The sequence below is a fragment of the Streptomyces olivaceoviridis genome (genome assembly GCF_014650115.1).
Classification (GTDB): domain Bacteria; phylum Actinomycetota; class Actinomycetes; order Streptomycetales; family Streptomycetaceae; genus Streptomyces; species Streptomyces olivaceoviridis.
On sequence record NZ_BMUI01000085.1, the window covers coordinates 1 to 3,906 of the forward strand.

A 3,906-nucleotide genomic window follows, 5' to 3' on the forward strand; every position below is an offset into this window, starting at 1 on the left:
TGGCCGTGCTGCCCGACGCTTCCGGCAACCCCCGCCTGGTCGGCTACCTCACCGGACCCGGTGTGGACGCGGTCCGGGTCCGTGCCGAGCTGGCCCAACTGCTTCCCGCCTACATGATCCCGGCGTCCTGGCTGGTGCTGGAGGCGCTGCCGCTGACGGCCAACGGCAAGCTGGACCGCAAGGCGCTGCCCCGGCCGGCCCTGGCCGGGCAGGAGGCCAAGCGGGCGGCGGGCAACGACCGTGAGCGGGTCCTGTCCGGGATCTTCGCCGATGTCCTCGGGGTCACCGAAGTGGGCGTGGACGAGGACTTCTTCGCGCTCGGCGGTGACAGCATCCGCTCCATCCAGTTGGTCAGCCGGGCCCGCGCCGCCGGGCTCGCCCTGACCACCCGCGACGTCTTCGAGCACAAGTCGGTCACCGCCCTCGCCCGCGCCGCCGGCAGCCTCGACGCGCGCGCCGGGGCGAGCGAGGACGACGGGGCCGGGCCGTACGAACTCACCCCGATCATGGCCCAGCTGCACGAGGAGACCGGCACGCTGACCGGGCCGGTGGTCAAGTACAGCCAGCACGTCGTCGTCGGCGTGCCGGCCGGGCTCGACGCCGGGCTGCTCGACGCGGCCCTGCACGCCGTGGTGGACCACCACGACGCCCTGCGCACCCGGGCCACCGAACCGGCCCCCGGCCTGTGGCACATGGAGGTCCTCGCCCCCGGCGCGCCGGACGGTGTGCCGCTGGTCGCCGTCGCCGAACCGGACGGCAAGGACGACCCGGCCCGCGCCGAACGGCAGGCCGCCGCCGCCCGCGCCCGCCTCGACCCCGCCCGTGCGGTCATGATCCAGGCCGTGCTGCTCACCGCCCCGCCCGGCGCGGACACCGCCCGGCTGGTGCTGTGCGCCCACCACCTCGTCGTGGACGGTGTGTCCTGGCGCGTGCTGCTGCCCGACCTGGAAGCCGCCTACCGCGCCCTCGCCGAGGGCCGTGCCCCGGCGCTCGACCCGGTCGGCACCTCGTACCGCCGCTGGTCCGCGCTCCTCGCCGAGCAGGCCCGCACCCAGGTGCGCGGCGCCGAACTCGCCGTGTGGCAGCGGCAGCTGGCGGGCCCGGACCCGCTGGTCGGCACCCGCCGCGCGGACCCCGCCCGGGACGTCCACGGCACGATGCGCACGCTCCGGCTGGAGCTGGGCCCCGCGGCCACCGCGCCGCTGCTCACCGAGGTGCCGGCGGCCTTCCACGCCGAGATCAACGACGTCCTGCTCACCGGGCTCGCCCTCGCCGTCGCGGACTGGCGCCGCCGGCACGGCCACACCCACCACGCGCAGACCCTGATCGAGCTGGAGGGACACGGCCGGGAGCAACTGGGCGACGACCTGGACCTGTCCCGCACGGTCGGCTGGTTCACCAGCGCCTTCCCGGTCCGCCTGGACGTCGGCGCCGTCGACTGGTCCGAGCTGTGGGCGGGCGGCCCCGCGCTGGGCGCCGTCCTGAAGCGGATCAAGGAACAGCTGCACGCCCTGCCCGACCGGGGCGTCGGCTTCGGCCTGCTGCGCTACCTCAACCCGCACGCCGCCCGCGTCCTCGCCCACCACCCCCGGCCCCAGCTCGGCTTCAACTACATGGGCCGCTTCGACGCCCGCGAGGACCGGCCGTGGCAGCCCGTCGGCGGGGACGGGGTCGTCGGCACCGGCGCCCACCCGGGCATGCCGCTGCCGCACCTGATCGACGTCACCCCGGCGACCGAGGACCGACCCGACGGACCCCACCTGATCGCCAACTGGGCATGGGCCGGGGACGCGGTGGCCGAGGAGGACGTGCGCGACCTCGCCGGCACCTGGTTCCGGGCGCTGGAACTGCTCGGCCGGCACGCCCCGGCCACGGGCGGCCGTACCCCCTCCGACCTGCCGCTGGTCGACCTGGCCCAGGAGGAGATCGAGGCGTACGAGGCCGAACTCGCCGACGCCGGAAGCGCCCTGGCCGACGTACTGCCCATCACCCCGCTCCAGCAGGGCATGCTCTTCCACGCCGACTACGACACGGCGACCGGCGACGGCACCGACGTCTACACCCTCCAGATCGTCGCCGAGATCGAGGGCGACCTCGACCCGGCCGCACTGCGCGCCGCCGGCCAGGCCGTCCTGGACCGGCACCCCAACCTGCGCGCGTCCTTCCGGGCCCGGCCCGCCGGCGCCCCCGTGCAGCTGATCCCCGCCCGCGCGGAACTCCCCTGGCAGGAGATCGACCTGCGCGACCTGCCGGAACCCGAGCGCGGCGCCGAGCTGGAGCGGATCACCGCCGCCGAACGCGGCCACCGCTTCGACCTGGAGCGCCCGCCGCTGCTGCGGTTCACGCTCGTCACCCACGGCGAGGGCCGGCACCGCTTCCTGTGGACCAGCCACCACATCCTGGTCGACGGCTGGTCGATGCCGCTGCTGGTCCGGGAGCTGTTCACACTCGGCCGGCCCGGCACCGACGGCACCGCGCTGCCCGCCCCCGTCCCCTACCGCTCCTACCTCCAGTGGCTGACCCGCCAGGACCGCGAGGCCGCCCGCGCCGCCTGGCGCGCGGCGCTCGCCGACCTCGACGGGCCGACCCTCCTCGTGGACGCGGGCCCCGACCGGGCCCCGGTGCTCCCCGAATCCCTGCGGCTCGACCTCCCGCGCGAGCTGACCCAGGCCCTCACCGCCTGGGCCCGCGCCCGGGGACTGACCCTCAACACCGTGCTCCAGGGCTGCTGGGCGCTGCTGCTCGGCCGGCTCACCGGCCGTGACGACGTCGTCTTCGGCGCCGTCACCTCCGGGCGGCCCGCCGAGGTCCCCGACGTCGAGTCGATGATCGGCATGTTCCTCACCACCGTGCCCGTGCGGGCCCGGCTGCACCCCGGCACCCGGCTCGCCGAACTGCTGCGCACGATCCAGCACCAGCAGACCGCGCTGCTGCCGCACGAGCACCTCGGTCTCGCCGAGATCCACAAGGCGGCGGGCCTGTCCGGCGAGGTCTTCGACACCGTCGTCCTCTTCGAGAACTTCCCGCTCGACGCGGCCGGCCCGGCCGCCGGCACCGACGGACCCCGCGTGGTGCGCACCGAGGCCCTGGACGCCCGCCACCACCCGCTCAGCATGGCGGTGTTCCCCGGCGACACCCTGACCCTGCGCCTCGACTACGCGCCCGACCTGTTCACCGGCGCCGACGTCGACCGCATAGCCGTCATGGTCCGGCACCTGCTGCACACCGTCGTCGACGGTGGTGACCTGCCGCTCGCCCGGGTCGACATCACCGGACCGGCCACCCTGGGCCGCCCCGGGCAGCCCGGCGAACTCGGCGGACTGCTCGGCTCCTGGGACCCCGGCCTGCCCGAGGAGAGCCTCGGCGTCGTGGAACGCGTCCGGGCCGTCGCGGCCCGCGTGCCCGACGCCGTCGCCGTGGCCGACGGCACGGACAGCGTCGCCTACGGCGACCTCGTGGAGCGCGCCGGCGGCCTGTCGGCACTCCTGACCGAGGCCGGCGCGGGCCTCGGCTCGGTGGTGGCGATGCTCGCCGATCCCGGGGTGCCGTTCGTGACGGGCGTCCTGGGCGTCCTGGGCGCGGGCGGGGCGTATCTGCCGCTGGACCCGGCGGCCCCGGCGGCCCGGAACGCGTCCCTGCTCGCCGACAGCGGCGCCCGCCACCTCCTCACCGGGCGCGCGCACGCGGCTCGGGCCCGCGAACTCGCCGGTGACGTGACCGTCCTGGTCCTGGAGGACTCCCTCCAAGACCACGCCCTGCCGGCTGCCCTCGGCGGGGGCCTGGATCTGGCGTACGTGATGTTCACGTCCGGGTCCACGGGTCGTCCCAAGGGGGCGATGGTGCAGCGTTCGGGGATGGTGAACCACCTGTGGGCGAAGGTCGGGGATCTGGAGTTGGTGGCGGGGG

Annotated in this window: 1 protein-coding gene; it reads left to right on the plus strand. The window is 75.8% G+C overall.

Translation table 11 applies throughout. The features are described from left to right. Nucleotides 1-3,906 (plus strand): condensation domain-containing protein (locus tag IE273_RS42910; protein WP_189820528.1); only part of this gene is annotated, 3,906 nt, incomplete at both ends.